The sequence below is a fragment of the Herbidospora galbida genome (assembly GCF_005233835.1).
Classification (GTDB): Bacteria; Actinomycetota; Actinomycetes; order Streptosporangiales; family Streptosporangiaceae; genus Herbidospora; species Herbidospora galbida.
In genome coordinates this window covers 31715-56810 of the sequence record NZ_SZQA01000007.1, presented here as the reverse complement: position 1 = coordinate 56810, position 25096 = coordinate 31715, and the positions used below count along the sequence as shown (strand labels likewise).

The 25096-nt window shown below is 73.3% G+C and carries 21 protein-coding genes; 6 read left to right on the top strand and 15 right to left on the bottom strand.

The annotated features are described in order from the left end of the window. Positions 1 to 58: 58 nt before the first annotated feature. Positions 59 to 295, top strand: coding sequence for a DUF6461 domain-containing protein (locus FDA94_RS41500; protein WP_425460139.1), 237 nt, complete (start codon positions 59 to 61; stop codon positions 293 to 295). Here the strand turns inward: FDA94_RS41500 and FDA94_RS09830 are convergent. From FDA94_RS09830 to FDA94_RS09785, 10 genes are read right to left on the bottom strand one after another with little or no spacing between them, the layout of a single operon-like run. After that, positions 276 to 1298, bottom strand: a complete 1023-nt coding sequence (locus FDA94_RS09830) for an endonuclease/exonuclease/phosphatase family protein (protein ID WP_137246741.1) — start codon at positions 1296 to 1298, stop codon at positions 276 to 278. The genes FDA94_RS41500 and FDA94_RS09830 overlap by 20 nt on opposite strands. After that, positions 1295 to 2311 carry a glycosyltransferase family 2 protein gene (locus tag FDA94_RS09825; RefSeq protein WP_137246740.1) on the bottom strand — a complete coding sequence of 339 codons (1017 nt, stop codon included), beginning with the start codon at positions 2309 to 2311 and terminating at the stop codon, positions 1295 to 1297. Before FDA94_RS09825 ends, FDA94_RS09830 begins: the two co-directional genes overlap by 4 nt. Positions 2312 to 2316: 5 nt before the next feature. Beyond that, complete coding sequence (locus FDA94_RS09820; protein ID WP_137246739.1) at positions 2317 to 3555, bottom strand: endonuclease/exonuclease/phosphatase family protein; 1239 nt, start codon at positions 3553 to 3555, stop codon at positions 2317 to 2319. Then, entirely contained in the window at positions 3555 to 4520 is a 966-nt protein-coding gene (locus FDA94_RS09815) for a class I SAM-dependent methyltransferase (protein WP_212735253.1), read from the bottom strand. Before FDA94_RS09815 ends, FDA94_RS09820 begins: the two co-directional genes overlap by 1 nt. After that, entirely contained in the window at positions 4517 to 5458 is a 942-nt protein-coding gene (locus tag FDA94_RS09810; RefSeq protein WP_170990867.1) for a lysylphosphatidylglycerol synthase domain-containing protein, read from the bottom strand. Before FDA94_RS09810 ends, FDA94_RS09815 begins: the two co-directional genes overlap by 4 nt. Then, the gene (locus tag FDA94_RS09805) at positions 5455 to 6462 is read right to left on the bottom strand and encodes a glycosyltransferase family 2 protein (RefSeq protein ID WP_137246737.1); all 1008 of its coding nucleotides are present in this window, start codon (positions 6460 to 6462) and stop codon (positions 5455 to 5457) included. Before FDA94_RS09805 ends, FDA94_RS09810 begins: the two co-directional genes overlap by 4 nt. Next, on the bottom strand, positions 6459 to 7409 hold the full coding sequence (locus FDA94_RS09800) for a glycosyltransferase family 2 protein (protein ID WP_246059699.1): 951 nt from the start codon (positions 7407 to 7409) through the stop codon (positions 6459 to 6461). The genes FDA94_RS09805 and FDA94_RS09800 overlap by 4 nt, the downstream gene beginning before the upstream one ends. 11 nt (positions 7410 to 7420) lie before the next feature. Continuing rightward, a complete protein-coding gene (locus FDA94_RS09795) occupies positions 7421 to 8362 on the bottom strand; it encodes a UbiA prenyltransferase family protein (protein WP_137246736.1) in 942 nt (313 codons plus the stop codon). Positions 8363 to 8379: 17 nt separating this feature from the next. Then, on the bottom strand, positions 8380 to 9384 hold the full coding sequence (locus FDA94_RS09790) for an NAD-dependent epimerase/dehydratase family protein (RefSeq protein WP_137246735.1): 1005 nt from the start codon (positions 9382 to 9384) through the stop codon (positions 8380 to 8382). Then, a complete protein-coding gene (locus FDA94_RS09785; protein WP_137246734.1) occupies positions 9372 to 10781 on the bottom strand; it encodes an aspartate aminotransferase family protein in 1410 nt (469 codons plus the stop codon). Before FDA94_RS09785 ends, FDA94_RS09790 begins: the two co-directional genes overlap by 13 nt. Positions 10782 to 10968: 187 nt before the next feature. On the opposite strand from FDA94_RS09785, the gene FDA94_RS09780 reads away from it, so the two are divergent. Then, the gene (locus tag FDA94_RS09780) at positions 10969 to 13116 is read left to right on the top strand and encodes an AfsR/SARP family transcriptional regulator (protein WP_170990866.1); all 2148 of its coding nucleotides are present in this window, start codon (positions 10969 to 10971) and stop codon (positions 13114 to 13116) included. A 3-nt stretch (positions 13117 to 13119) separates the two neighbouring features. Here the strand turns inward: FDA94_RS09780 and FDA94_RS09775 are convergent, their stop codons facing one another. Beyond that, on the bottom strand, positions 13120 to 14007 hold the full coding sequence (locus tag FDA94_RS09775) for an SDR family oxidoreductase (RefSeq protein WP_137246732.1): 888 nt from the start codon (positions 14005 to 14007) through the stop codon (positions 13120 to 13122). Positions 14008 to 14105: 98 nt separating this feature from the next. On the opposite strand from FDA94_RS09775, the gene FDA94_RS09770 reads away from it, so the two are divergent. Continuing rightward, positions 14106 to 14681, top strand: a complete 576-nt coding sequence (locus FDA94_RS09770; RefSeq protein ID WP_137246731.1) for a TetR/AcrR family transcriptional regulator — start codon at positions 14106 to 14108, stop codon at positions 14679 to 14681. A 16-nt stretch (positions 14682 to 14697) separates the two neighbouring features. On the opposite strand, the gene FDA94_RS09765 is transcribed toward FDA94_RS09770, so the two are convergent. The 4 genes from FDA94_RS09765 to FDA94_RS09750 all read right to left on the bottom strand — a co-directional run bounded on the left by FDA94_RS09765 (position 14698) and on the right by FDA94_RS09750 (position 21830). Continuing rightward, positions 14698 to 15207 (bottom strand): RipA family octameric membrane protein, encoded by a 510-nt coding sequence (locus tag FDA94_RS09765; RefSeq protein ID WP_137246730.1) that lies wholly within the window; start codon positions 15205 to 15207, stop codon positions 14698 to 14700. A 100-nt stretch (positions 15208 to 15307) separates the two neighbouring features. Then, positions 15308 to 17251, bottom strand: coding sequence for an arabinofuranosyltransferase AftB family protein (locus FDA94_RS09760; RefSeq protein ID WP_137246729.1), 1944 nt, complete (start codon positions 17249 to 17251; stop codon positions 15308 to 15310). An 11-nt stretch (positions 17252 to 17262) separates the two neighbouring features. After that, positions 17263 to 18006 carry a hypothetical protein gene (locus FDA94_RS09755; protein ID WP_137246728.1) on the bottom strand — a complete coding sequence of 248 codons (744 nt, stop codon included), beginning with the start codon at positions 18004 to 18006 and terminating at the stop codon, positions 17263 to 17265. Beyond that, on the bottom strand, positions 18003 to 21830 hold the full coding sequence (locus FDA94_RS09750; RefSeq protein WP_170990865.1) for a WD40 domain-containing protein: 3828 nt from the start codon (positions 21828 to 21830) through the stop codon (positions 18003 to 18005). The genes FDA94_RS09755 and FDA94_RS09750 overlap by 4 nt, the downstream gene beginning before the upstream one ends. Positions 21831 to 22105: 275 nt before the next feature. Here FDA94_RS09750 and FDA94_RS09745 point away from each other — a divergent pair, with 275 nt between their 5' ends. The 3 genes from FDA94_RS09745 to dprE2 are packed head-to-tail and all read left to right on the top strand — an operon-like array spanning position 22106 to position 25064. Next, positions 22106 to 22978 carry a decaprenyl-phosphate phosphoribosyltransferase gene (locus FDA94_RS09745; protein WP_170990864.1) on the top strand — a complete coding sequence of 291 codons (873 nt, stop codon included), beginning with the start codon at positions 22106 to 22108 and terminating at the stop codon, positions 22976 to 22978. After that, on the top strand, positions 22975 to 24312 hold the full coding sequence (locus FDA94_RS09740) for an FAD-binding oxidoreductase (RefSeq protein ID WP_137246725.1): 1338 nt from the start codon (positions 22975 to 22977) through the stop codon (positions 24310 to 24312). The genes FDA94_RS09745 and FDA94_RS09740 overlap by 4 nt, the downstream gene beginning before the upstream one ends. Next, a complete protein-coding gene (dprE2, locus tag FDA94_RS09735) occupies positions 24312 to 25064 on the top strand; it encodes a decaprenylphospho-beta-D-erythro-pentofuranosid-2-ulose 2-reductase (protein WP_212735252.1) in 753 nt (250 codons plus the stop codon). Before FDA94_RS09740 ends, dprE2 begins: the two co-directional genes overlap by 1 nt. Positions 25065 to 25096 lie beyond the last annotated feature (32 nt).

The window sequence follows — 25096 nt, the reverse complement described above, 5'->3', positions numbered from 1 at the left end:
AGGCTAGCGGCGGCCGTTTCCGTGATCGACGAAATGCACGGAATCTCCACACGTGTAGATTTCGGCGTATCCCCTCGACCGGCGGGGCCCGGAACCCGACCGGCTCAACCGCCACCTGCGCGAGCTGGGGATCGACCCGGCCGCCGAGGACTCCATCGACAACCCCAACACGATGGCCCTCGCCCTGGCCTCCCGGGTGACCGGTGTCCTGATCACCCCGGACGACCTGCGCCGGCCCGTCCTCGGAGCCGCGATCCCCGCCGGCCGTGAGGCGGCTACTGCGGGGCGAGGCTGATCGCCACCGATTGGGCGCGGTGGTCGGACAGGCCGCGCGGGTCGGGCAGGTCGCTCGTGTGGACGCTCACCCCTCTGGTGAAGGTCCAGTCGAGCTGCCACAGCGGGAGCGCGCCCGCGTACCACGACGTCGGGTAGAGCGACCGGTTCGCCCTGTTCGCGCTGGTGAGCCGGTCGAACAGGGGACGCAGCTCCCCCATCGCGCCGGTGCTGTTGAAGTCGCCGCTGACCAGGGCGGCGGAGGGGTTGGCGGCGAGGTCGGCCAGCAGGCCGCGGAACTGGGCGTCGCGGCGGTCGGCCCGGCCGCGCAGCTCCGTGTAGAAGCGGGACGTGAACGGGTTCTCGTCCAGGACGTACTGGGCCGGGATGTGGACGTTGTAGACGGACAGGGTCGCGGCGCCGATCCGCAGGTCGGTGCGGAGGACCTTGGCGAGGTCGAAGGCCGCCTGCCACGACGGCCGGGGCCCGAGCGCGGCCGCCGGGCCGACCCTGCGGACGACCGTGACGGGGAAACGGGACAGCGTGACGAGTTCGCCCTCGGCCGCCAGATGGTAGCCGGGGAAGGCGCGGCGCAGCGCCGCCAGGTCGTCGACCTCGCGGGGGCGGTCGTCGACCCAGTTCAGGTACTCCTGCAGGACGTAGACGTCGGCGCGCTGGTCGGTGAGGAAGCGGTAGAAGCTCTGGGGGTCGTCGTCCTGGTGCCAGTATTCGGTGTTCCACGAGAACACCCGCACCGCCCCGGCCGGCGGCGGGCCGTCCGGGGCGGTCAGCGCGCCGGGGTTCAGGCCGCCGTGCGGGGCGGCCAGCAGCAGCGATCCGGCCGCCAGCAGGGCCGCCGGGCCGCGGCACCGGGCGGCGGCCAGGAGGGTCACCGGCACGGCCAGATAGAGGGCGGGCGGGATCAGGTCGGGGATCAGCCACAGCCAGAACCGGCCCGTGAGCAGGTGGTGCAGGATCACGAAGCCCAGCCAGACGGCCGCCGCGACCCCGGCCGCCTTCCTCAACGGGCCGGCTCGGGGGTGCGGGCGTCGTACAGGCGCCGGAAGGAAGAGGAGGCCAGCCACTGCAGGGCGCCGGTCGCGACGCCCGCGAGGATGACGAGACCGACCACGAAGTGGACGGCGACGAAGTAGGCGCCGAAGAGCGGGCACTTGCGGGCGAACACGAACCGGAACATCCCGGCGTCGCCGAGCGCCCACGCGGCCAGTGCCGTCAGCGGCAGCGCCGCCCACCACGGGCCCAGCAGGAACGGCGCGGGGAGGGTGAGGACGGCCAGCGCCGACGCCAGCGATGCGAGCGCCCGCGCGGGGGTCTCGTAGCCCTGGGCGAAGCGGCGCTGGCGCGCGTAGAGCGGGACGCGCAGGCGGCCGCGCTGGAACAGCTTGCGCAGCAGGGTCGGGAGTTCGCGGTCGTGGCCCATCCGGCCGCGGACGGCGCGCGTGATCCGCACCCGGTAATGATCGCTGAGACGCCGGCCGTAGTCGACCTCCTCGGTGTGGCGCAGATCGGGGTTGAACGGGCCGGTCTCGCGGAACACCGAGGCGCGGATGGCGAACATCGCCGACCACAGGAACGACACCTCCCCCTCCGACGCGATCGACCAGTAGTGGTGCTGGTGGGCGCGGTAGTCCTCGACGCGGGTGGAGCGGATCAGCGGGTCGGGGTCCTCGATGCCGCAGACCGCGCCGAGCGACGGGTCGGCCGCCAGCAGGGCCACGCCGGTGGCGACCGCGTCGGGGGCCAGGGCGACGTCGGAGTCGACGAAGAAGAGGATCTCCCCGTTCGCGTGCGCGGCGCCGAGATTCCTGGCCACGGCGGGGCCGCTGTTGCCCGGGGTGCGGATCACCGGTACGCCCATCGACGCCGCGACGGCGGCCGAGTCGTCGGTGCTGCAGTCGTCCACGACGACGACCTCCAGCGGGGCGTGGGTCTGCTCCCGGATCGCCGTCAGGACCAGCGGGAGGAACCGGGCGTGGTTGTAGGTCGGGACGATGACGGTGACCAACGGGGGTTCCATCGGGGTCACACCTCCGAGATGAGCAGCTCTTGCAGGTGATGGGTGGACAGGCCCTCGGGCGAGTGCAGGTCGTAGTCGTGGACGGCCAGCTCCGGGGAGGTGAAGGTCCAGTCCATGCGCCACAGGCGGAGGCCGGCGAAGGACAGGGTCGCCGGGTAGAGCGGGCCCTGGGCCGCCGTCAGGCCGTCGAGGCCGCGCAGCCGGCCCATGCCGGGCAGGGCGTTGAAGTTGCCGGAGGCCACGACCGGGTTCGGGTTGCCGCCGGCGTCGGCGGCGAGCGCGTCGACCTGGACCTTCCTGGCGGCGTCGAGGGTCGCGATGGCCCGGTAGAAGCGCGGGGACAGGGGACTCGCGCTCAGGTAGAGCATGTCGAACAGGTGAACGTTGTAGACCGAGACGGTCCGCCCGCCGAGGTCGAGGTCGGTGCGCAGCGCGGCGTGCCGCCAGCTCGGCGCGTACGGGTTGAGCGCCTCCCCCACCGCCGCCTGGCCGGTCACCGGGAAGCGGGAGATGGTGAGGAGGCCGTCGAGGGTGACGATGTGGTGGCCGGGGAACTCGCGCCGCAGCACGTCGGCGTCGTCGATGGGGGTGGGCGCGCCCGGCCCGCAGCCGGAGTGCTCCTGGAGCAGGTAGACGTCGGCCCGCCACTTCTTCAGGTAGCGCAGGAAGCGGTCCGGGTCGTCGTCGGTGTTCCAGCAGTAGGCGTCCCAGGAGACGACCTTCACCGCGTCGCGCGGCACCGGGCCGCCGCCTCCGCCGAGGTGCACCCCCGACTGGGTCGCGCCCAGCACCAGCGCGACCGAGGCGAGACTCGCCGTCCACCACCGGGTCCTGGTCGCCAGCGGCACGGCCAGCAGCAGGGCCACCGGCACCAGGAGGAACAGCAGCGGCGGGATCACCAGGTCGGGGACGACCCAGAGCCAGGTCCGCCCGCTGAGGATCCGGCGGGCCACGATGAGCGCGAGCGCCGCGATCGCCAGGCTGACCAGCGCCCGGTCGCGCCGCGACGACACCCGGTGGCGGAGCAGGACCATCGGCACGGCGGCGACCGCCAGCAGCGGGACGGCGAAGAAGACCACCAGCGGCGCCCCGCCGCCCCACCACCAGAAGTCCCCGCTCAGCCAGTTGACGACCGTGACCGCCAGCCAGGCGGCCGGAACGGCGACCGCCGCCCACCGGATGATGCGAACGGCGCCGGGAGCCCGCTTCTCCGGGGCCTCCTCGCGCCGCGCCGAATCGAGCATCACGTCCGCCGGAACCAGAACGAGGCGGGCAGGTAGTGCTGGGTGACGCCGAGCCGCTCCCACAGCGGGCGCAGCAGGCCGCGCAGGTCCGGGTCGTGCTGGACGAACGCGCTGGGGAGTTCGACGTCGTACCGGCCGGGGTCGCCGAGCAGGAAGGCGGCCAGCAGGTACTGCTCCGAGTAGTGCCGCCAGCGCCACTCGGGCGGGTAGTCGAACGGGAGCATGATGTCGTGCAGGTGCACCAGCACGCCGGGCGGCAGCAGCGGCAGCACCTCGAAGAAGAACACCGTCACGTCGGAGCCCATCAGCACCCGGTGGGAGCCGTCGAGGAAGACGACGTCACCGGGTTCGAGACCGGCGAAGATCTGCAGGTCCGCGCGTTCGAGCGGGCTGCGGACCGTGACGTCGCAGAGGGCGTCGACGTTGGCGCGGGGGGCCGGGTCGATCGAGGTGATCCGGGTGCGCAGGCCGTGGTCGTCGATGGCACGGCGGGCGAACTTGGTCGAGTTGCCCGAGCCGATCTCGACGTACCGGCGCGGATCGGTCTCGGCGAGCAGGCCGTACAGGCCGAGCGCGTCCAGCGGGGGCAGCCAGCCGTTGTCCCAGTAGGGCGTGGTCCCCGAAGGCCGGTCGCGGACGGGGATCGCGGCCAGCGCGTCGGCCAGGTCCCGGAATCTCCTCAACCGGTCGGCGTAGCGGTCGCGGTTGGCCTCGATCAGCGCGGTCAGCTCGCCGTGCGCCGGCCGACCGTGGCCGAACCTCGGCTCGGGGTCGATCGGGTGGTCGATGAAGATCGGGCGGCGCAGCCCGAACGCCGACAGCACCACCCCGTGCACGCCCGGGTGCCGTTCCAGCCACGCCAGCGGCCGGTCGGCGAACGGCACGGCGCTGATCATCCGCAGCAGCGCCCCCGACACCGGCCCCGCGGGCACCTGCCTGGCCAGATGCCTGATCTGAGTGGTCATGACGACGCTCCTTGGGTGAGGGGGGCGGTACGGGTGAGGGTCAGCACGCCGAGGACGACGGCGGTCGACACGACGTCGACGACGGTGATCAGCACCCGGCTCAGCGCGACCAGGGTGATCAGGCCCGGCCCGGTCAGCAGGGTGGCGAGGGTGAGCCCGAGCACGACCTCGCGCGGGCCGAGCCCGGAGGGCATCACGAGGGTGAAGATCCCGGCCACGGTGGAGAGCGCGAACCCGCCGATCCCCACCGACAGCGCCCCGCCGGGCGGCGCGCCGAGCGCGACCGCGAGCAGGCCGACGTGCAGGCCGCTGATCAGCCAGCCGAGCGTCATCAGCCCGGTGACGGCGAGCAGCGTCCGCCGGTCGGGCAGCACGACCGGCCGGCCCTCGCCCCGGCGCAGGATCCGCTGCGCCGTCCCGAGAAGCCGTCCGAACAGCCCGGGAGCCAGCAGCGGCAGGAGCGCCGCGCCCAGCAGCGGCAGCAGCGCCCACCAGAGCGGGTCGGCGGCCACCAGCCACGGCAGGGCGACGAGCCCGACCACGAGCCCCGCCACCACGCCCAGGCCCTGGCTGGCGACGAAGGCCCCGGCCAGCCGCGCGGCGGGCGCGCCCAGCGGACGGGCCATGGCCGCGTGGGCGACCGCGGGCCAGACCCCGCCGGGCAGGTAGCGGGTGATCCCGGCGAGGAAGAAGACGCGGGCGGCGACCGGCAGGGACAGCCGGGTGCCCAGGCCCGCGAGCAGCATGCGCCACCCGAAGAAGCCGGGCAGGCCGCCGATCGACGCCAGCACGGCCGCGAGGATCGCGGTCGACCAGCCGACCTGGCGCAGGCTGTCGCCGACGCCGTGCCGCACCCGCCAGAGCTGCCAGCCGAGGAAGGCGAGCACGAGCACGACGGCGGCCCAGCGCAGGACGGCGAACACGCGTCCCCGGGTCACGCGGGCACCCGGGCGTACAGGCGGCGGAAGGAGCGGGAGGTGAGCCACTGGAGGATGCCGACGCCCGCGCCGGCGGCGATGGTCAGGTTGATCAGGAAGTGCATGGCGGCGAAGTAGAGGGTGAAGGCGAGGCCTCGGCTGCTGAGCACGAACCGGTACATCCGGCGGTCGATCCAGAGCCACGACAGCAGCAGCAGGACGGGCAGCGCGGCGGTCCAGGCCAGGCCGGTGAGCAGGGGCAGGGGGAGGGTGGCGGCGCTCAGCGCGGCGGCCAGGCTCGCGCCCGACTCCGGCGAGCCGACCACCCCGGCGGCGTACCGGCGTTGCAGGAAGAACGGCACGTGGACGCGGGTGCGGGTGAAGACCTTCCGCAGCGCGGTGCGCAGCTGCGCGTCGTCGTCGTGCCGGCCGCGCACGGCCGAGGTGAGAACCACCGTGTAGCCGCGGTCGGCGAGGCGTTCGCCGACGTCGGCGCCCTCCGACTGGGTGAGCACGTCGGTCCACGGCCCGACCTCGGCCCAGACGCGGGCGGGGAAGGCGATGATGGCGACCGGCAGGAAGCCGGTGATCGGGCCCTCGGCGACCAGGTACCAGTAGTGGCGGTAGAGGTTGCGGTACTCGCGTACCAGGCTGACGCGGTTGAGCGGGATCGCCTCGTAGTTGCCGCTGACCGCGCCGATCCCGGGGTCGGCCGACAGCAGGGCGACCGCCTCGGCGACGGCGTCGGGGGCGAGGGCGACGTCGGAGTCGAGGAAGAACAGGATCTCGCCGTTCGCGTGCGCGACGCCGAGGTTGCGGGCGACGCAGACCCCGCCGTTGCGCGGGGTGCTGAGCGGTTCGATCCCCATGGCGCGGGCGACGGCCACGGAGTCGTCGGTGCTGCAGTCGTCCACGAGGACGATCTCCACATGGGGGTAGGTCTGCGCGCGGACCGCCTCCAGGCACTGCCCGAGCACGTACCCGTAGTTGTAGTTGGGGATGATCACGGAGACCAGCGGTCTCATGAGTCACCGGCCTTTCTGGGGAGCAATCCGGCCGCCGCCCCGGCGAGCAGGGCCGTGTGGACGAGGAAGTGCACCACGACGAAGTAGACGAGGAAGGCGGGCCCGCGCTCGCGCCAGACGAACCTGGCCAGCGGCGGATCGGCGGCCGCGAACGCGAGCAGGAAGAACACCGGCAGCGCGGGGGCGACCGGGCCGAGCGGGAGAGTGGCGAGGGTGAGCGCGGCGGCCAGGATCCCGCTCGCGCGGTTGACCACGAGCGCGTCCTTGCGCAGGCGGTTGCGGGCCGACCGGCGCAGCAGCCGCGCCCGCCGGAACTGCTCGGAGAGCAGCGGCAGCAGCCGGTCGGCCTCGTCGTGCCGGCCGGTGATCGCGCCGGACAGCCGGATGCCGTGCCCGGCCAGCAGCCGTTCGCTGTACTCGTCGTCCTCGGCCGCGCGCAGGGTGACGTCGAACGGCCCGACCTGCTCGAACACCCGCCGGGGCAGCGCGGCGAGGGCGAAGACCGCCGTCGCCGTCTGGCCCGTCCCCCGGCTCAGCGCGTGGTGCAGGTGGAGGGTCCGGTAGACCTCGACGGGGCCGTCGTCGATGAGCGGCTCCCGGTCGTACACCCCGTAGACGCAACCGCAGCCGGGGTCGGCGGCGAGCAGGCGCACGGCGGCGGCCACCGCGTCGGGCGCGAGGGCGACGTCGGAGTCGAGGAAGAACAGGACCTCGCCGCGGGCCCGCGCGGCGCCGCTGTTGCGGGCCGCCGACACCCCTTGGTTGTACGGCTGCCGCACCACCACGCAGGGGTACTCGGCGGCCGTCTCGGGGGTGCCGTCGGTGCTGGCGTCGTCGACGACGATCACTTCGAGGGGACGGTGGGTCTGGGCCAGGGCCGAGGCCAGGCAGAGCCGGAGGGTCTTGGCGGCGTTGTAGGCCGGGATCACGATCGACACGAGGGTCATCGGGGTCTCCTTCAGCGCAGCAGGGCGGCGGCCAGCGCGGGGTTGCGGGCCAGCACGAAGGCCGTCCCGAGCACGACGGCCAGCCCCAGCGCGGTGACGGCCAGCCCCCGGTCGCCGAGCAGGCCGCGCACCGGGTCGCCGCCCCCGCCGTCGACGAGCACCACCTGCAGGTAGCGGAACAGCGCGAACAGCACGAACGGCGTGGCCAGCACCAGCGCCCCCGGCCCGTACGGCCCGAGCGGCGCCTCGGTCCGCACGTAGACGAGCCCGGCGACGGCCGACAGAACGGCGGCGAACTGGAGGAGGTGGTCGGTGAGCTCGACCGAGTAGCCGCGCAGCGCGGGCCGGTGGTCCGGGCCGCTCTCCAGCAGTTCCCGGCGGCGCTTCCCGACGATCAGCAGCAGCGACAGCGAGAACACCGTCACCACCAGCCAGCCGGAGATCGGCGCCCCGATCGCGGCGTACCCCTGCACGACCCGCAGCGCGAACCCCAGCGCGACCGCGCCGACGTCGACCAGCGGCACGTGCTTGAGCGACCGGCTGTAGGCCACGTTGAGCGCCAGGTAGGCCAGCAGCGGCCAGTACGGCCGTCCGGGCCCCGCCGCGACGATCAGCGCGAGCAGCACCACCAGCAGGGTCCGGTAGAGGTGGGCGGCCCGCACCGAGACGCGCCCGGCGGCGATCGGCCGGTGCCGTTTGACGGGATGCAGCCGGTCGCGGTGCCGGTCGGCCAGGTCGTTGCCGATGTAGACGCAGGCCCCGGCCAGCACGAACCCCGCGACCGCCCAGGCCGCGTGGGCGAGCGCGGTGAGGGTCCACTGGCCGGCGTCCAGCAGGGGCAGCGGCACGAGCAGCAGGCTCTTGACGCTGTGCAGCGGCCGGAGCAGCGTGACCAGATCGCCGATCCGGCCCGGCCGCGGGCGGGCGGCGAGATCCGCCTCGATGACACCCATGTGGCGTCTCCCGGCCGTCAGAAGAGGAACTTGACGAAGGACAGCGCGCCCTGCCGCCAGGCGTCGCGGCTGGTGCGCCCGGCGGTCTTCCCCCGGGCGTTCTCCCGCCACCAGTCGTAGGTGGCGAGGATCGCCTCCCGGTTGGAGAGGCGGGGGGCGAAGCCGAGCCGGTCGCGCGCCTTGGCGATGCTGACGTAGGAGTCGTCGAGCAGCTTGTAGAGCAGCCGGTCGTACACCGGGGACAGGCCGGTGCGGCCGAGCAGGCGCAGGACGGCGAGCGCGGGACCCGCCGGGACCGGCCGCACGCGCCGGCCGTGCCCGGCGGCGTCGAGCACGGCCTGGAAGTCCTCGCGCAGGGTGGCGAACTCGGCGGCGGCGACGTTGTAGGTGTCGCCGGCGACGTCGGCGGGCGCGTCCAGGACCAGCAGGATCGCGTCGACGAGGTCGTCGACGGCCAGCATCTGGATGCGCGCGCCGCCCTTGCCGAGGATGGGGAAGCCGTGTCCCTCCTCGGCCCACTCGAAGAGCATCGCGAACAGCCCCATCCGCCCGGGGCCGAGGAAGGTCTTCGGCCGGATGATCGGCACACACAGCCCGTCGGCGCGGAACTTCTCCGCGACCTCCTCGGCGGCGGCCTTGGCCCTGCTGTAGGGGTCGACGGGTTCGCGGGGGTGGTCCTCCGGGGTCGGGACCAGCTTCGGCAGGCCGTACACGGCGGTGGAGGAGACGTGCACCACGCGCGGGACGCCGGCGTCCCGCGCGGCGGTCAGCACGCTGCGGGTCCCCTCGACGATCACGCTGTGGATCTCGTCGTCGGGGTAGCTCGGCAGCGCGGAGGCGCAGTGGACGACGGCGTCGGCGCCGTGGAACAGCTCCGTCATGCGCGCGGTGTCGCGGATGTCGGCGGCTTCGCCGTCGACCGGGTTCAGGTCGACGCCGAGGGCCGGGCGGCCGGTTTCGCGCAGGCGGCGCAGCAGGGTCGAGCCCAGCATGCCCGCGCTGCCCGTGACTACGATCCCCATCGCGGCGCCACCTTCTCCTTGACGAATCGGGTCACCAGCCGGAGCAGGCCCTGGCCGAGGGTCTGGTCGAGGCTGTCGAGGAAGTACTCCACGTCGGCCGGCTCCACCACGAGCGGCGGGGCGGCCACCAGCGGGTTCGCGCCGTTGAGGGTGTAGTAGGCGTAGACGCCGTGGTCGCGGTAGAGGGCGTCGATCACGGCGCAGGTGATCAGCTTGACCCGGAAGTTGGGGTCGCGCGCCAGCCCCACCGGGGCCAGCCTCGCCACCCGGTCGAGGAGCTTCGGGCCGCCGTCCAGGAAGATCCCGTAGAGCGCGCCGACCCCTCTGACCTGGGCCACCGTGTCCGGGTAGGTCTTCCTGATCCGTTCGAGGCCGGGCGCCAGCACGCGTTCGATCGCGCGGGCGCGGGCCGGATAGTCGTCCTCGACGGCGATGTTGACCGCCTCGACGGCCGTGGCGGTCTCCTCGCCGAACCCGTAGTAGGTGGTGCTGGTGCTGTTCATCAGGGAGTCGCCGAGGTTGTCGTAGGCCTTGCGGAACACCGGCTCCCGGGCGATGTAGGCGGAGATGGACGACTTGCCGCCGCCGAACGACTTCGACGTGGTGACGACGTCCGGGACGAGCCCGGGGTAGCGCATGAAGTGGAAGAGGCTGCCGGTCTTGCCCCAGCCCGTGTAGATCTCGTCGAAGATGAGCACGATGTCGTGGACGTCGCAGAGCTCGCGCAGCCCGCGCAGGAACTCCTCGGAGCAGGCCGTCATGGTCGACGCGCTGAACGGCTCGATCAGGATCGCGTAGACGTCCTTCCCGGCCAGTCTCCGTACGGCGTCGAGATCGCCGTACGGGAAGACCTCCACGCCCGGGATGCCGGGGAAGGTGAAGTTCTGGTGCGCCCCGGTGAGGCTGCCGGAGCCGAGCAGCTTGCCGTGGAAGGCGATGTCGGCGCGCAGGATCCGGTGCCGGCGCCCCCGGTGGTACTTGTACGCCAGTTTGACCGCCCCCTCCACCGCCTCGGCGCCCGAATTGGGGAAGAAGGACATGTTCAGGTCACCCGGCAGCAGCTGGGCGAGATTGTGGCCGAGCGCCGCGACGTACGGAGAGAAATAGGTCTTGTGCACCTCCATCCGCCGAAGCTCCTGGAACCTTTTTCGGGCGGCCAGGATCCGGGGGTGGTTGTGGCCGTGGTTGAGCACGCCGACCCCGCCGGTGAAGTCGAGGATCCGCCGGCCCGACCGGGTCCAGAGGTAGGCGCCCTCGGCGCGTTCGACCAGTTCACGGCCGAACCCGAACGAGGTCATCAGGGACACCTGGCTGCGGTTGACGTGCCGGCGGTAGAGGTCGTGGACGTGTTCGGGAGTGAGCTGCTCGCATTCGTCGACGCTGATCAGATCAGACATGCGGCCACTTTGTGGCCCGTCCATAAAAAGCCGGTAAAGGCGTGGCTTGACAGAGTTCGGCATTTTTGTCCGGAAACCCGGATTGTGTAGGGCACGAAATACGGGGACGCCGCCGGGCCCCAAGTGTCTGAACTGAAGAATGGAACAAGCATCCCAGTATGTGAACAATATGTGGTATTGCCGGTCTATGCGGTTTCGTGTCCTCGGCACACTGGAAGTCCGCTCCGACGGCCACCGAGTGGTCCGGCTGGGCGCGGCCAAGCAGCGCGTCCTGCTGGCCGTCCTGTTGCTGCACGTCAACCGGCCGGTCCACGTCGACCGGCTCGTCGACGCGTTGTGGCCGCAGCGCCCGCCCCGAACCGCAGCCGTGGCACTGCGGACCTACGTGTCGGCGCTGCGCCAGGTGCTCGGCCTGGCCGGCCGGGCCGAGCCACCGCTGCTGTCGACGGTGCCGAGCGGCTACGAGATCCGCCTGACGGCGGCCGACCTCGACCTGCTGACCTTCGACGACCTGGCCGCCCAGGGCCGGCGCGCGCTGACCGCCGGAAAACCGGGCCTGGCCTCCGAACGGCTGCGCGGCGCGCTGGGACTGTGGCGGGGCCGCCCTTTCGAGGACGTGACCCTCGACCCCCTGCTCGAAGCCGAGCTGATCCGCTTGGAGGAGCGCAAGCTGGCCGCCCAGGAGACGTGGATCGAGTCGCAGCTGGCCCTCGGCCACCACGACGACCTGCTCGCCGACCTGGGCGCGCTCGTCGCCGAGCAGCCGCTGCGCGAACACCTGCACGCCCACTGGATGCTGGCCCTCTACCGGTCGGGCCGCCAGGCCGAGGCGCTGCGGGCCTACCGCGACCTGCGGCGACGCCTCAACGTGGACCTGGGCATCGAACCGAGCCCGCCGCTGCAACGGCTGCACCACCAGATCCTGGGCGGCCACGCCGACCTGGCCGCGCCGGCGGGCACCCCGCCCGTCGTCCCCCGGGAACTGCCGCGCGACATCGCCAGCTTCACCGGCCGGACCGCGGAGATCGCCTTCCTGGACGAGCTCGCGACCGTCCCCGACGCCGCCGCGGCCAGAGGGAGCAGCCCGGTGATCGGCGCCGTCGACGGGATGGCCGGCGTCGGCAAGACGACCCTCGCCGTGCACGTCGCCCACCGGCTGGCCGACCGCTACCCCGACGGGCAGCTCTTCGTCGACCTGCGCGGCTTCACCCGGGGCGGCACCCCGGTCGACCCCGGCGACGCCCTCGACCAGTTGCTCCGCTCGCTCGGCGTCCCCGGCGACCGCATCCCGCACGACCCCGGCGCCCGCGCCGCCCTCTACCGGACCCGGCTGGCCGGCCGCCGCGTCCTGGTCCTGCTCGACAACGTGGCCACCGAGGCCCAGGTCCGCCCGCTGCTGCCGGGCTCACCGACCTGCCTGGTGCTGATCACCAGCCGCCGCAGGCTGGCCGGCCTGGAGGACGTCCGCCCGCTCTCCCTGGACGTGCTCCCCCGCGCCGACGCCGTCACCCTGTTCGCCCGCACCGCCGGGGAGCAACGCGTCAGCGGCGAGGCCCCGGGCCTGCTCACCGAGATCGTGGAACTGTGCGGCCGTCTCCCGCTCGCGATCAGGATCGCCGCCGCCCGCCTGCGCATCCGGCCCGGCTGGACCCCCGCCCACCTGGCCGACCGCATGCGCGACCACCAGCACCGCCTGGGCGAACTGGAGGTGGGCCCGTTGAGCATCGCCGCGGCGCTCGACCTCTCGTACCACCACCTCACCCCCGGCCAGCAGGACATGTACCGCCTGCTCGGCCTCCACCCCGGCCCCGACATCGAACGCCGGGCCGCCGCCGCCCTGGTCGGCACCACCGTGGACCACGCGGGCCGCCTCCTGGACGACCTGGTCGACGCCCACCTGCTCCAGGAACCGGCACCCGGCCGCTACCGCTTCCACGACCTCCCCCGCGCCCACGCGAGCGCCACCCTGGCCGACGAGGACACCGACCACGACCGCCAGGAGGCCCTGACCCGCCTGTTCGACCACTACGTCGAGACCGCCTCGGCGGCGGTGGAGACGGAACTGGCCAACCTGCTCGCCGTGGCCGTCCACGCGGCCAGACACGGCCGGCCCGCGCACGCCCTCGGCCTGTCCGCGACTCTCCACCGGCACCTGCACGAAAGCGCGCGGTACGACGACGCGCGGGTGCTCCACCGGACCGCGGTGCACGCGGCGAAGGCGATCGCGGACCTGTGCGACCTGGGGGACGACCACCTGACGCAGGGGCGCTTCGGGCCGGCGGCGGAGTACTTCGAACAGGCCCTGAAGATGGTCGGCGCCGCGTCCCCGGACTGACGCTCACCCGAGGTAGTGGACGAGATCCTCGAGAAGACCGGGACCGGTGGGCTCCCAGGAGAGCGCCTCCCGGGTGAGGGCACTGGAGGCGGGGCTGTCCGCGGCGATCATCGGAGCCAGCCAGCTGTACGAGACGGCGGCCTCCTCGGGTGAGAGCGACGCCACCGGAACGTCGAGCCCCTTGCCAACCGCCTCGGCGACGTCCCGGAACGGCACACCCTCGTCCTGGACGGCGTGCAGGACCGACCCGGCCGGAGCCCTCTCCAGGGCGAGGACGAACAGCCGGGCGGCGTCGGACCGGTGCACGGCGGGCCACCGCGCCTCGCCGACGTACCCCGCGTGCCCCGCGGCCCGCGACGCGGCGACGTAGAAGGCGATGAACCCGTTGTCCCCCGCGCCGTGGACGGTGGGCGGCAGCCGGAGCACCGACGCGCGGACCCCGGGCTGCTCCAGCACCCAGCGCGCGGTCTGCGCCCGCCGGTGGAGCGGCGACTCCGACGTGCCGGGGAGGTCCCGCTCGGTGCCGACCCGGCCGGGAGCCAGCCCGAGCAGGCCGGACGCCAGCACGAACGGCCGTCCCGTGGTGCCCAGGGCGCCGACCAGGGCCTCGACGGCCGCGCGGTCGGCCCCGGCGGCTTCGGCGAATCCACCGGAGAAGGCCACATCGTGCTTGAACGCCAGGTGGACGACCCCGTCGGAGGCCGCCGCCGCTTCCCGGAGCAGGCCGAGATCGTCGAGAGTGCCGCGAACGACCTCGGCCCCCGCCCTGCCGAGCGCCTCGGCCGAGGCGTCGGAGCGGGCGAGCCCGACGACGTCATGTCCCTTGGCCAGCAGTTCCGGCACCAGGGCCGACCCGATCCATCCCGACGCGCCCGTCACGAACACACGCATGATTCTTGCTCCTTTGATGTCATGAACTGACATCACACTAGGCGATGTCAGTCCCTGACATCAAGACGACAGGAACTGACATCGCCTAGACTTCGCGCATGGCGAGATGGGAGCCGAACGCGCGCGGCAGGCTGGAGGACGCGGCTCTGGACCTCTTCACCGAACGCGGCTACGACAAGACGACCATCGCCGAGATCGCCCAGCGAGCGGGCCTGACCGAACGCACGTTCTTCCGCCACTTCGCCGACAAACGCGAGGTCCTCTTCAGCGGCTCGGCCCACCTCCACGACGTCCTCGTGGGCGCCGTCGCCGAGGCGCCCGCCGACGCGCCGCCCCTGACGGTGGTGGCGACGGCCCTGGAGCGGGTGGGCTCGCTGTTCGAGGAGCGCCGCTCTTATGCCCGTCGGCGGCAGGCCGCGATCAACGCCAACGGGGAGCTGCTCGAACGCGAGCTGGTCAAGCTGGCCGGGCTGGCCGAGGCCCTCGACGCGGCCCTGCGGGCGCGGGGAACCGCCGAAGGACCGGCGTCGGTCGCGGCCGAGACGGGGATCGCGCTGTTCCGGTCGGCCTTCACGTCGTGGATCGCCGCGGACGACACGGCCGGCCTCTCCGAGCACATCCGCGCGGCCTTCACCAGCCTCCACTCCCTCGCCGTCGCGTCCTCCGCGAAGTGAGCGGACCGGCTCCCCGTCACGACAACGTGACGGCCAGCAGACCCAGTACGTAGGCCACGGCGAAGAGCAGCGGAACCCACTGTTCGACGTGGGTCAACGGCAGGTACCTGCGCCAGTCACGTCCCTCGCCGAGAGCGACCCATTCGGCGCGGGAGTAGGCGAAGGCGGGCAGCCGCTCTTCGAACACGCTGATCACCTGGAACTTCGCGCTGTTGAGCTGGCGGTAGGAGCGCACGATGACATACCACGCGGCGCACTGACCGAGCAGGATGATCAACCCGGCGGTGAGGGTCAGGACGGGGAGACTGCCCAACCTGCCGCCCACGGCTCCCAGCAGAGCGACCACCGCGCTGTTGAGAGACAGGAAGAAGGTGTTGGTCAGGCTCCGCCGGGCGCTGATCCGATCGGCCATCTCGACGCACAACTTGTACTGCTCCAGGACCGCCGCCTGGTATTTCTCCGTCGCGTCCGAGTAGCTCGAGGCGGTGACACCGCTGTTCCACAGCCGGTCTCCTATGTTGCTCATGTCCCTATCATGAGGGCCTTCGTGCCGGCGGCACACGGGCTTACGCGGGGTTCGCCGCGACATCCCCGGCGGAGCGGCAGGACCGCTCCCGACCAGCCGATCAGCCCCCGCCCGGCCCCGGCCGCCGGCTTCGCAGTGCCCGGACGACCGCCACCGACACCCCCGCGAGCACACCGCCGGCCGCGGTGAGCACCGCCGCGCGGACCCACCGCGACGACGGCGCGCGCCTTGGCGCCCGGTCCGCCGCGAGCGGTTCGGCCACCGTCTCCATGTCGACGTCTATGTCGACGTCTATGTCGACGCGGAGCCGGGTCAGGGCGACCGCCTGGTGGACGTTGCGCAGGGCGCGGGTGAGGGTCAGCGGATCCTGGGTGGCGGCCAGGAGGCGCGTGACGGCCGGTTGGCGCAGCAGCCGGCGGGCGGCCGCCAGCGTGGCCGGGTCGACGTCGGCAGGCAGGCCGGCGTCACCCTCGTCGGCGAGCGCGAGCCGGGCGAGGACGAGGGCCGGGGGCAGGCGCTTCTGATGGCCGATGCGGGCGGCCGGGTCGGCGGGGATGCGACTGCCCACGGCGTCGGCCAGGCCGAGCACGTCTATCACGTGCACGTGGGGCCCGGCCGCGACCGAGCCCAGGCCGATGGTGATGGATTCCAGGACGACCCCGGATCCGGGAGCCAGGGCGTGCTCCTGATCGTCGATGCGCACCAGGACGTCGGCGCCCTGGGCGGCGAGCTGGCGGGCACGCCGGCCGGTGCGGGCGCTGGCGACGCGGCTGTGATCGTCGAGGGTGACCGGGTGGGGGTGGCCGGACTCCCGCTGCCACCAGGCGCGCTCGTCGACGATGCCGGACCAGCGGCCCCGGGGCCGGTCGGGGGCGCGTAGCCGGAGCCCGCAGGCCGCCGCCCAGGCGGCCAACGCCGCCGGGACCATCCAGCCCACTGCGCCGGTGGGCAGCGCGGCGGCGACCATGAACAGCCCGAAAGTGGCGGGGAGCAGCAGCCGGCCGTGCATGAAGTCGCCGCCCACCCTGACGACGAAGGCGGCGTGCAGGAGTGCCCCGGCGGCGGGCGCCCCGAGGAGAACCAGAAGCCGGCGGTCGCCGGCGGGTGCCGACCCGGCCAGCCAGCGTCCGGCCCATCCGGCGACCAGCGCGCCGGGCACCGCGAGGAGGTAGGGCGTGGCGTGGTTGTCCAGGTAGGCCAGGCCTCGGCGCCAGTTGTTGTGGCCGGCCTCCTTGACCAGCGCGGTGTTGGGCACCGTGGCGGCGAAATAGGCCATGCGGAACAGCTGGTAGGCGGCGGGTACGGCGAGGGCCACGCCGATCGTCCGGGCGGAGCCCGCCACCCCCGGCCGGCTCAGCGACAGCTGGGTGGTCAGGAAGGCCGCGCTGAACAGGGTCAGGTCGGGCCGGATGAGCGGCCCGAGACCGAGCAGCACCGGCAACCAGTCCACCGCGGGTGACGCGGGGCGCGGCCGCCCGCCGGGGGCATCGGTGTAGCGCCGGGTGAGCAGCCACTGGCAGCCGCCGAGCCACCCGAAGGTGAGCCCGGTCTCCAGCCCCGAGGTGGCGAAGTCCCAGAAGGGCGGCAGGGCTGCCAGCACCAGCGCCCCGGCCGGCCACGGGCGAACGGGCCCGAGGTGGCGGACCAGCCGCGCCGACGCCGCGGTGGCCGCGGCCAGGCCGAGCACGGACAGGCCGAGCCCGGCGCCGACCGCCAGCCACTCCAGTGCGACGTACCGTCCGAGGGTCGCGTCCAGGCCCACGAGCATGGCCGACCACAGCGGGCTGGTCGCCGCCTCGACCCGTTCGCCGCGGTTGAAGGCGAACGGCTGGCGGCCGTGCCGGGTGACGGCGACGACCCGGAAGTTGATGAAGGCGTCCTCCGTGGCCCAGCGGCGTCGCCATCCGGCGGCGGCCAGCACGGCGACCGGGACGGCCAGCTCCCACGATCGGCGATGCCCGCCCGGGACGGCGGCGAGGTCGCACGGTCGTCCGGCGCAGTACCTGCGGACGAGGGCGGCGGGGGTGTGGATCGCGGGCTTCACTGGACCCTCCATCAGTCATGCAGCAGTGCGGCGGTCGGCCTCCGGCGTCGCGTCCAATCAGCCGGCGAGAAGGGGCGGCAGACCACGCCGACCGTCGTCTGCCCGGCGAGCACGACCTGGCCGGACTCCCCCGCGCCGGCCAGGATGCCGATCTCGGGGGTCCCGTCGTTCCGGTCGGCGAAGACGAGATCGCCGGGGCAAGGCGGGTCGGTGACCGGAACGGCCACGGCGCCGGCGGCGTCGGTGGCCCACGTGACGAAGTCGAAGGTGATCGGGTACCGGGCGTCGACGGCCTGTTCCAGGCACCAGTTCACCAGCCCCACGCCGTCGAAGTGGCGTCGGCCGCGGCAGTCCTCTCCCCAGACGATCCGAGGGGCTTCGGACCCGTTCTCGATGCATCGCGGGCTGAAGAACTCGAAGTACGGTTGCCAGTCGTCCTCGGGGAGCGAGGCGAGTTCGGCGAGGTACACCAGCAGGTCGATGTCCGTGCGGCGGGCGACCCGACCGCCGGCGATACCGCCGGCGGTCTGATCGAAACGGCCAGCGCAGAGGTGCTCGCCGCAGCGGGCCGCGAACACGGCGGGGTCGGCCGGATCGGTGCGCGACGGCACCAGCGTCACCCCTGCCGGCTGTAGCCGCGTGCCGTCTCGGTGGCCGGGGCGTGCCCCGGCCGCGCCGGTCAGGACGTGGGCACGGTCGGCGACCTGCGCCAGCGCCAGGTCCGCCGCCCGGCGGGCGTATCGCTCGGCGGTCACGACAGGCTCCGGGACGACACGCGGGCCGGCTCGTCGACCGTGAGGACGGACCAGTGGGTGGTCATGCCGACGGCGATCCGGTCGCCTCGCCAGGCGATGGCGAACACGCCGTTGCCCATGCCGACCCCGCACACCGGCGTGGCCGTACGCGCGTCCCAGATCCGCACCGTCCGGTCCTCGCCCGCGGTGGCCAGCCGACGCCCGTCGGGCGACCAGACGACCGACACCACGGCTTCGGAGTGGGCCGCGAACGTGGGCGACGGCCGGCCCGGCCCGTCGCGGTCCGGTGCGGGCGGATCCCAGACGTCGGCGTCCCAGAGCCCGACGGTGCCGTCGCCCGCGCCGACCGCCAGCAGCCGGCCGTCGGGGGACCAGGCCACCGAGGCCACTCGGCCGAGATCGCCGCCCAGCACCACCGGCCGCGCCCCGGGCACGTCGGCGTTCCACACCCGTACCGTGCCGTCGTCGCCGCCCGATGCCAGCCGTGCGCCGTCGCCCGACCAGGCCACGGACGGCACCCAGCCCTGGTGGCCGGTCAGCACGGCCGGGACCGAGCCGGCCTCGTCGAGATCCCAGATCCGCACGGTGCCGTCGTCGCCGGAGGTGGCCAGGCGCCGGCCGTCGGCCGCCCACGCCGCTGAGCGCACCAGACCGTCGTGACCGGTCAGCAGCACAGCGGGGGCGCCCGGGGCGAGGGTGTCCCAGATCCGTACGATCCGGTCGGCACCGCCGACGGCCAGCCGCCGGCCGTCAGGCGCCCACGCCACGACCCACACGCCGCTGGTCAGATCGCTCACCTCGGTGCCCGCCCGCTCGGGCAGGTCGGGATCCCACAGTCGCACCGCGCCGTCCTCCGTGCCGGTGGCCAGCCGCCGCCCGTCGGGCGACAGGTCCACCGAGAACACCCGCCAACTGTGATCGGCCGCGCTCACGGAGCGAGTTCCGGCGTCGGCCTTCCACACCCGCGCGGTCTCGTCCTGTCCGCCGGAGGCCAGCCGCCGGCCGTCCGGCGACCAGGCCACCGACCAGACGAAGTCCTCGTGGCCGGTCAGCACGGCCGCGTCCGCGCCGGAGGCACCGGCGAGCTCCCAGATCCGCACGGTCCGATCGGCCCCGCCGGAGGCCAGCCGCCGCCCGTCGGGCGACCAGGCCACCGACCACACCAGGCCGGCGTGGCCGGTCAGCGCCAGCGGGGCGCCACCGTCCACCGGCCATGTGCGGACGGTGCCATCCCCGGCCGATGCGATCCACCGGCCGTCGGGTGACCACGCCACCGACCACACCCAGCCGTCGTGCCCGGCCAGCACGACCGGCGCGGCATGCGTGTCCTGCGACGGGCCGGGGACGTCCCAGATCCGTACCGTGCGGTCGGCGCCCCCCGAGGCCAGCCGGCGCCCGTCCGGTGACCACGCCACCGACCAGGCGCTGCCGGCGTGACCGGTGAGCACCGTCTTCGGCCGCCCCGGCGCGTCGGGATCCCACACGCGCAGCGTGCCGTCGCCGTCGGCGGTGGCGAGCCGCCGGCCGTCGGGTGACCAGGCCACCGACCACACGCTGCCCGCGTGACCGACCAGCGGCACCGGCGGGCGGCCGGGATCGTCGGGGTACCACACGCGCGCCGTCCCGTCGTCAGCTCCCGAGGCCAGTCGCTGACTGCCGGGCGCCCAGGCCACGGTGCGCACGCCTGCGTCGTGGCCGGTCAGGGTCGTCGAGGGAGGTCCGGAGGCGCCGGTCGGCCACGTCCGCACGGTGCCGTCAGCGCCTCCGGTGGCGAGCCGGCGACCGTCGGGTGACCAGGCCACCGACCACACGCCTCCCCAGCGGGGCCACTCGCCGGAGGGCGCGGGGTGGCCGACGAAGACCCGATCGAGGGCGTCGGGCCGCACCTCCGTCGCCCGGCGGAGCCGCACCGGCGGGAAGAGCGCGTCGAGGGCGTGCTGCGGATCGAGGTCGCCGCCGAGGTTGGCGAGGGTCAGGGCACGGTCGCCGATCGTCGAGACCGCGCTCATGGCGTGACTGATCCGGCGGAATCGGTCGAGAGTCTGCTGCCCGGCCCGGAAGGTGGGCAGCGCGGCCAGCGCGCGTTCGAGGTCGGCCTCCGGAGCGTGCGGGCCGTCCTGGTGGAACCGGCGCAGCAGCCAGACCGGATCGGTGGCCACCTCCTGCAGGTCGAACACGTCACCCGCCGCGACGAGGTGCTCGACCAGATGGTCGCGCAGATAGGGCTCGTCGACAGCAAGGCTGCTCCACCGTCCCGGCGTGTCCTGCGCGTCCTGGTGGGCGGTCAGCAGCTGACGGTGTGCCAGTGCGGAGTCGGGGATCTGCAGCAGCAGGAAGGCCCGCTGCTGATCGTGCAGACGTACGCCACCGTCGAACACCAGCAGGTTCCGCTTGGCGAACGCCGTGCACAACTGCCTGCTGGCCGCGTCGTCGAGTCCGGCCGTGTGCCGCCACAGCCGGGCGACGGTGGCCTCGGGTGCCGTCACGTCCTCGCCGAACACCACCAGCTCGCCGTAGCGCCGCCGCTCGTGCTCGTCCAGCGCGCTCCAGGCCAGCTGCAGGGCCCGGAACTGGTTGGCGAAGCCTTCGTCGGTGTACACGTCGCCTGCCCTGTGCACCTCGGCCAGCGCGGCGGCCCAGGAGGTACCGTGGGAAATGGTGGCGGCGAGCAGAGCCAGCGCCAGGATCACCCCGCCCAGCGCCTCGACCAGCTCGTCGGCCTCGGCGGGCAACGGCCCGGCATGAGAGGTCATCTGGGCCAGGAACTTCCGGGCCTCCTCGAGCCCGAGCCGCTCCAGCGCGAAGGCGGGGGTGTGCAACCGAGCCAGGACCAGCGGATGCCGGGTGGTCAGCACGGTCCGCCCCTCCGCCCCGGTGACCAGCAACGCCTCGGCTGCCGCCGCGGACCAGACGTCGTCGATGACCAGCAGCACCCGCTGCCCGCTGAGCGCCTCGCGCAGCGTGGCCCGTCCGTCGACCTCGTTGCGGAACCCGCCTTGGAGACCCAGCAGGCGGGCCAGCCCGACCTGGGTGGCCACCGGATCGGGACGCTCACCGAGCATGATCCAGTAGACGCCGTCGGGGAAGGCCCTCCGGACCGTGGGATCCCGGGCGAGGGCGGTGGCCAGCACGGTCTTGCCCATTCCGCCCGCGCCCTGCACGCCCACCACACCCAGGGCGCCGCCTCCGGCGTCTGCGCGACCGGCGCCAAGCACGAGGGAGCGGAGGGTGTCCAGCTCGGCCGGCCGGACGAAATGGTTGATCGGCAGCTCGGGAACGCCGTGCAGCGGGCCCGGCAGATCCGGCGGAAGGGCCGCCTCGGCGCGGGGCGTGCCCGCGGCGACGGCGGCTCCGTCCGACGACCCGGGCGCGAGCGTGGGCAGGCAGAGGAAACGCGGCGCCTGCTGGGCGAGATCGGTCAGCACGGCGGCCAGGTCGCCGGTCCGCTCCGTCAGCGCCTGCTCGGCGGAGCCCAGGAACTGCAACCCGGCGATGACGGGCACGCTGCCCCACGGGCACGGTGAGACGTAGACCGGCGCCACGAGCCGGCCGCGCGCCAGCAGCCGGGGCAGCTCTCGCTCCATGATGAACTCCGAGGTCAGGGAGTGCTCGCTGACCAGCAACAGGCTCGCGACGGCGTTGTCCAGCGCGGCGTCCAGCTCGTCGCTCCACTGTCCGGCGACCATGGTCTGGTCCCACCAGACGCGGTAGCCGCGTTCCCCCAGCACCAGGCCCAGCATCAGCACGAGGCGGCGGCACAGCTCCCTGTCCTCACGGGCGTAGGAGACGAAGACATGCGGGCGATCGGGTGGCGCGCTGCTCATCATCGAAGCGTAGATGCACGTTCCAGACAGCGGAACTTCTCTTCGTCACGCATGATGAAGTCGAAAACGGAGGAAACAGGGCGAGTCGCAAAATAACGCCGGCCTGGAAGCCGGAGAGTGCCGCACGTCGGCCGGCCGATGACCTCACGGCGAAGATGTCCGCTTCTGGACATTGGCGCGCTGGAGCACGAAACCTAAGCTTGGGCATCACGGGGTTTCCGCCAAACATGTCCGCCGATGGGTGCTATTTCGGCATGGCCTAAATGGGGGCCACTATGGCCGGGCGTTACGGGACCATCTCCCATGTGATTCGAACAGCCCGGCCCCGACAGTGGGTGAAGAATGTCCTCGTCATGGTCCCCGGCCTCTTCGGCGGAGCCGTGTTCGAGCCGCGGGCGGCGCTGGCGCTCGGCCTCGCCTTCGCCGCGTTCTGCCTTGCCGCGTCGGGCGTCTACTTCGTCAATGACGTGCGGGACGCCGAGCAGGACCGGCAGCACGACAACAAACGGTTCCGCCCGGTCGCGGCCGGAACCTTGTCTCCGGCATCGGCCCTCGTCGCCGGCGGTTGCCTGCTGACGGGCGCTCTCGGCCTCGGGTTCGCCGCAGGCGCCGGACCGGTGATCGCGCTCTACATCGCGATTTCTCTCGCGTACTGCATGGTGCTGCGTGACGTCCTCGGCGTGGATCTGGTGGCCGTCGCGTCGGGATTCCCGCTGCGGGTCATCGCCGGGGCCCAGGCCGTGGGCACACCGGCCCCCTTCTGGCTGCTGGTCGCCGTGTTCACCGGGGCGTTGTTCGTGGTGGCGGGAAAACGCTACAGCGAGGCCGTCGTCTTCGGAGAACTCCGGGCCCGGATTCGCCCGACGCTGGCCCGGTACCGGGCACCACAACTTCGCGGGATCCTGCTGGCTACGGCCGTCGCGTCTGTCGCGTCGTACGCGCTCGGCGCTGCCGCGTCCTATGACCGGGACGGCAAAGTGTTCCTCGCCCTGTCCCTTATTCCCTATACGCTCGTCCTCGTGCGGTACGCGATAGCCGTGAAGCAGGCTCGGGGGAGCAATCCTGGGCACGTCCTGCGTGGAGATCGTGTCCTGCAACTGCTGGGCGTCGTCTGGTTCTGCCTGTTCGCGATCAGAACGCTCGCATGACCACGGCGAGACCGCTCACCGGATGGGGCAGGGTGGCCCCCACCAACGCGCGGGTCCTGACGGGCGCGGACGACACGACGCTCGCCGCCGCCGTCCGCGAGGCCGGGCCCCGCGGCGTGCTCGCCCGGGGTGCCGGACGGGCTTACGGTGACGCCGCGCAGAACAGCGGCGGAGTCGTCGCGGACATGACCCACCGGAACCGGATTCTGCATCTCGACGAGGTCGGCGGCGTCGTACACGCGGAGGCGGGCGTGACCGTGGACGCGCTGCTCCGCGCCGTGGTGCCCCGCGGCTGGTGCCTGCCCGTCGTTCCCGGCAGCGCGCACGTCACGGTCGGCGGCGCGATCGCGGCCGACGTGCACGGCAAGAACCATCGGCACGGCGGCGCCTTCGGCGGCCACGTGCTCGCGTTCGATCTGCTCACGGCCGACGGTCAGGTGCGGCAGGTCCGCCCTGCGGCCGAACCGGAGATCTTCTGGGCCACGCTGGGTGGCATGGGCCTGACCGGCATCGTCCTGCGCGCGGCGCTGCGACTCGTCCGCCTGCGCACCGCGTGGGCCACGGTCGTCCAGCGCCGGATCACCGGGCTGGACGCCCTGCTCACCGGCCTGGACACCGCCCAAGGGCCGGACGAGCACGTCGTCGCCCGGATCGACCTGTCCGGACCTCGGGTGCGCGGGGTGCTCAGCCACGCCCGGCCCGCCGCGACCGCCGACGTTCCGCCCCGGCATCGGGCCCAGCCGCTCGCATACGTCGCGTCCCGCCCGCTGCCCTGTCCCCCGTTGCCCGGAGCGCTGCTGTCGAAGCCGACGACGCTGGCCGCGGCGAACGGCGTCCTACGCGTTGCGGCCCCTCCGGTCACGACCAGGGTCCTGCCGCTGGCGGCCTTCCTCTTCCCGCTGGACCGGATCGTCGCCTGGAACCGCGTCTACGGGCGTCACGGGTTCGTCCAGCACCAGTTCGTCGTGCCGCCCGACGCTCTGGACGTGCTTGGGGCCGCGCTCAGGGTGCTCGCAGCGGGACCCGGGGGCGTGCCGCTGGCCGTGCTCAAGAGACTGGGCCCGGGTGACGCGGGGCTGTTGTCGTTCCCCATGGACGGATGGACCCTCGCCGCCGACATGCCCGCAGCCCCCTCGCTGGCCCCGCTGCTCGGCCGTCTGGACGACCTCGTCGCCCGCGCGGGAGGCCGGGTCTACCTCGCCAAGGACTCCTCCCTGAGTGCCCGGCACATGGCCCGGATGTATCCGAGGCTCCCCGAGTTCCGCGAGATCCGCCGCACGCTGGACCCGCAGGGTGTGTTCAGATCCGACCTGGCCAGGAGACTGTCGCTGTGATGGACGCGCTGGGCCGCCCCCAGTCAGTACTGCTCCTCGGAGGGACCTCCGACATCGGCCTCGCGGTCGTCGCCCGGTATCTCGACGGGCGTCCGCTCCGCGTCGTGCTGGCGGCACGCGACTCCCCCCGGCTGAAGGAAGCGGTCGCACAGTTGTCCAGCCGCGGCGCGGTCGTCGAAACGGTCGAGTTCGACGCGGCCGAGCCGCAGACGCACGCGGCGGCGCTCGCGCCGTGCTTCGCCCAGGGTGACATCGACCTGGCGATCGTGGCCTTCGGCCTGCTGCCCGACCAGCGGGCGGCGATGGCCGACCAGGCCACCGCCGTCCGGACGGCCTCGGTCAACTACACCGGAGCCGTGAGCGTGGGCGTGGTCCTGGCCCAGGCGATGACCGCGCAGGGTCACGGCGTGATCATCGCGCTCTCGTCCGTGGCAGGCGAACGCCCGCGCCCGGCCAACTTCGTGTACGGCTCCGCCAAGGCCGGGATGAGTGCGTTCTACGACGGCCTGGCCGACTCCCTCATCGGTACGGGGGTGCGGGTGGTCGTGGTGCGGGCCGGGTTCGTCCGAAGCCGGATGACCGCCCATCTTTCGGCCCCGCCGCTGGCCGGAACCCCCGAGCGGGCCGCCGCCGCGATCACCGAGGCCGTCTGGCGAGGTCGCGCGGTGGCCTGGACCCCCGGCTCCGCCCGCGTCCTGGCCGCGGTGATCCGCGCCCTGCCGCGCCGGGTCCTGCGGCGGCTCCCCTTCTGATCTGCGGACGTCCACCGGCGTCCGCTCCGTCG

Excerpts from the sequence above, each read along its gene's own strand:
- FDA94_RS09820 (WP_137246739.1), bottom strand. The coding sequence starts at position 3,555 with ATGCTCGATTCGGCGCGGCGCGAGGAGGCCCCGGAGAAGCGGGCTCCC.
- FDA94_RS09790 (WP_137246735.1), bottom strand. The coding sequence starts at position 9,384 with ATGGGGATCGTAGTCACGGGCAGCGCGGGCATGCTGGGCTCGACCCTG.
- FDA94_RS09765 (WP_137246730.1), bottom strand. The coding sequence starts at position 15,207 with ATGAGCAACATAGGAGACCGGCTGTGGAACAGCGGTGTCACCGCCTCG.
- dprE2 (WP_212735252.1), top strand. The coding sequence starts at position 24,312 with ATGGACGCGCTGGGCCGCCCCCAGTCAGTACTGCTCCTCGGAGGGACC.
- FDA94_RS09770 (WP_137246731.1), top strand. The coding sequence starts at position 14,106 with ATGGCGAGATGGGAGCCGAACGCGCGCGGCAGGCTGGAGGACGCGGCT.
- FDA94_RS09785 (WP_137246734.1), bottom strand. The coding sequence starts at position 10,781 with ATGTCTGATCTGATCAGCGTCGACGAATGCGAGCAGCTCACTCCCGAA.
- FDA94_RS09805 (WP_137246737.1), bottom strand. The coding sequence starts at position 6,462 with ATGAGACCGCTGGTCTCCGTGATCATCCCCAACTACAACTACGGGTAC.
- FDA94_RS09825 (WP_137246740.1), bottom strand. The coding sequence starts at position 2,311 with ATGGAACCCCCGTTGGTCACCGTCATCGTCCCGACCTACAACCACGCC.
- FDA94_RS09795 (WP_137246736.1), bottom strand. The coding sequence starts at position 8,362 with ATGGGTGTCATCGAGGCGGATCTCGCCGCCCGCCCGCGGCCGGGCCGG.
- FDA94_RS09815 (WP_212735253.1), bottom strand. The coding sequence starts at position 4,520 with ATGACCACTCAGATCAGGCATCTGGCCAGGCAGGTGCCCGCGGGGCCG.
- FDA94_RS09800 (WP_246059699.1), bottom strand. The coding sequence starts at position 7,409 with ATGACCCTCGTGTCGATCGTGATCCCGGCCTACAACGCCGCCAAGACC.
- FDA94_RS09740 (WP_137246725.1), top strand. The coding sequence starts at position 22,975 with ATGACCACGGCGAGACCGCTCACCGGATGGGGCAGGGTGGCCCCCACC.
- FDA94_RS09780 (WP_170990866.1), top strand. The coding sequence starts at position 10,969 with ATGCGGTTTCGTGTCCTCGGCACACTGGAAGTCCGCTCCGACGGCCAC.
- FDA94_RS09775 (WP_137246732.1), bottom strand. The coding sequence starts at position 14,007 with ATGCGTGTGTTCGTGACGGGCGCGTCGGGATGGATCGGGTCGGCCCTG.
- FDA94_RS09745 (WP_170990864.1), top strand. The coding sequence starts at position 22,106 with ATGGCCGGGCGTTACGGGACCATCTCCCATGTGATTCGAACAGCCCGG.
- FDA94_RS09750 (WP_170990865.1), bottom strand. The coding sequence starts at position 21,830 with ATGAGCAGCGCGCCACCCGATCGCCCGCATGTCTTCGTCTCCTACGCC.